The organism is uncultured Chitinophaga sp. (assembly GCF_937874145.1).
Lineage (GTDB): Bacteria > Bacteroidota > Bacteroidia > Chitinophagales > Chitinophagaceae > Chitinophaga.
In genome coordinates this window covers 1-2,555 of the sequence record NZ_CALNBI010000232.1, presented here as the reverse complement: position 1 = coordinate 2,555, position 2,555 = coordinate 1, and the positions used below count along the sequence as shown (strand labels likewise).

Below are 2,555 nucleotides of genomic sequence, written 5' to 3'. Positions count from 1 at the left end.
CGGCAACAACAACGTGGGGATTTCGTACTTCGGGCGCCTCGTCTACAATTACAATGATAAATATGTGCTGACGGCCAGCATCCGCCGCGATGGCTCTTCGGTGTTCGGCCCGGCCAATAAATTCGGGAACTTCCCCGGCGTGGGCCTGGCGTGGAACGCTTCGAACGAAGAATTCCTCAAGCAGGCCACATTCATATCCGACCTTAAAGTGCGGGTGAGCTGGGGCAAGACGGGGAACAATAACATCGGCGCGTTCCAGACTTCACCGTTGACGTACAGCGGCAGTCCTACCGGCAACCTGGTATACAGCTTCGGTCCGGGTGAGGGCTGGTTCTCCGGCACTACCATCAATGCGATCTCCAATCCCAACCTGAAGTGGGAGGAAACGGTGCAGACCAATGCCGGCTTCGATTTGAGCATGTTCAACAATAAATTCGGCGTAACGTTCGACTGGTACCGCCGCAAGAACAACGACCTGCTGGTGAATGTGCCCATCCCGAACTCCACGGGTGCGGGCCCTGTTACGGGGAGCCCTACGCTGGCGAGCAACGCCGCCTCTGCACAGAACACGGGTGTGGAACTGGCGCTCAGTTACAAGAACGAAACCGCGGGCGGCTTCAGCTACAGCATCGGCGTCAATGGAGGTTACAACAAAAACATCGTGAACTCGCTGGGCAATGAATTCGCAGCGCCCATCCGCGACGGCGCCTTCAACCAGAACAGCGCCGCCACCTACACGGCGAAAGGTTCCCCCATCGGTTCGTTCTACGGCCGGTTGGTAGACCACGTCGCCATCGACCAGGCAGACATCGACCGTTACAACGACAATGCCCGAAAGGCCACCGGCAATCCCACGGCCGTGTACCAGGCCGATGCCAAACCCGGCGATTTCCTGTTCCGCGACATCAACGGCAACGGGTTCATCGATGATGGCGATATGACCATTCTCGGCAATCCCATTCCGAAGTTCGTGTACGGCGGAACGGTGAGCCTCGGCTATAAGAACTTCGATTTCAACACCGCCATCGCCGGTGTATCGGGCGTAACGTTGTATAAGGAGCAGAATTACGTACTGATGGGCACTTCGGCCCTGCACAACGTGAGCACCGAAATGCTCCAGCGCTGGCGCCAGCCGGGCGATGTGGCGAAGTATCCGCGCGCAGGGCAGAACCAGACGGCCAACCTGCAGCCTTCCGATTTTTATACCGAAAAAGGCGATTACATGCGCGTAAGGATGATCACGCTGGGGTACACGTTCCCCCGCAGTTTCCTGAACAGCTTCAGCAAAGGAGTGGTGAGCAGCCTGCGGCTGTATGTGTCGGGAGAAAACCTGGTCACGCTTACGAAGTACAGCGGCTATGATCCCGAGATCAGCGCGCCTTCGGGCTCCAATTTCATTTTCGCGCGCGGCATCGACCGCGGGCAGCTGGGGCAGCCGAAGACGGTGCTGTTCGGATTGCAGGTAGGACTTTAATTCCATCACACGAAACCATTTCAACATGAAAAAGAAAATCTCCATCATACTGACCGCGCTGGTGCTCGCAGGGTTCGGGTGCAGCAAGTCGAGGCTGGACGTGGAAAACCCCGGCGCCTACGGCTACGACAACTACTTCACGGGCGCCGCGCAACTGAACGAAGCCGTGATCGCCACTTACGCCGTACTGCTCCACAACGGGATGTGGTCGCGCGAGTACTATTTCATTTTCGATCTCATGGGCAACGATGCGGAAAGGGATGCGCCGTTGCAGGGAGACATCCGCCCGCTTTCGGATTTCACCTTCACCCCGGCCAACAGCATCCTGACGAATATGTGGGCGTCGATGTACCGGCTGGTGCTGCGTTCCAACGTAGTGATCGACCGCGCTACCGCCTGGGCGCCGGCTTCCGCCGCAGACCAGCAATTGCAAAAGCAATATATCGCCGAGGCGAAATTCCTCCGCGCCTACGCCAACCTGCATTTGGTAATGCTCTGGGGCAGGGCGCCGCTGCGCAACAGTTACGACGAAAACATCGGCAACCTCTACCCGAAACGCAATTCCACCGCTGAGATCTGGACCGCCGTGGAAAACGATCTCAAAGCCGCCATCCCCGACCTGCCTTTCCCGAAAGACCAGGCCGCCGGCGACCTCGGCCGCATCTCTAAAGGCGCAGCCACGGCCATGCTGGGGAAAGTGTATCTCTACCAGAAAAAATGGGCCGACGCCAGGACCACCCTGCAACCGCTCACCCAGGCGCCGTACACTTACCAGCTCAGCGGCAGCTACGACGCGCTATTCACCGAAACCAACCAGTCGAACCCCGAAATCATCTTCCAGGTGATGCATGCCCGATGGACCGACTGGGGCATCGGCAACCAATATTATGTTTTCGGCGGACAGGAGACCTGGGGCGGTAAAGCCACCCACAGCGACCGTGCGCAGGAATACGGCTTCAACGACTGGCGCAACGTGTTCGTATCCGATGCGCTGGTGAAAGCCTTCAAATACACGAACCAGGCTGGCCTGGCCTACACGGATCCCCGCGCCAAATTCGTATTCTACGGCGATGCGGCGAGC

2 protein-coding genes are annotated in these 2,555 nt (G+C 58.2%); both read left to right on the top strand.

Annotated features, from left to right (window positions below; translation table 11 throughout):
* The coding region (locus tag Q0510_RS11325; RefSeq protein ID WP_298711354.1) for a SusC/RagA family TonB-linked outer membrane protein at nucleotides 1–1,474 on the top strand (1,474 nt) is incomplete at its 5' end.
* A gap of 25 nt (nucleotides 1,475–1,499) precedes the next feature.
* A partial coding sequence (locus Q0510_RS11320) for a RagB/SusD family nutrient uptake outer membrane protein (RefSeq protein WP_298711352.1) occupies nucleotides 1,500–2,555 on the top strand: 1,056 nt, incomplete at its 3' end.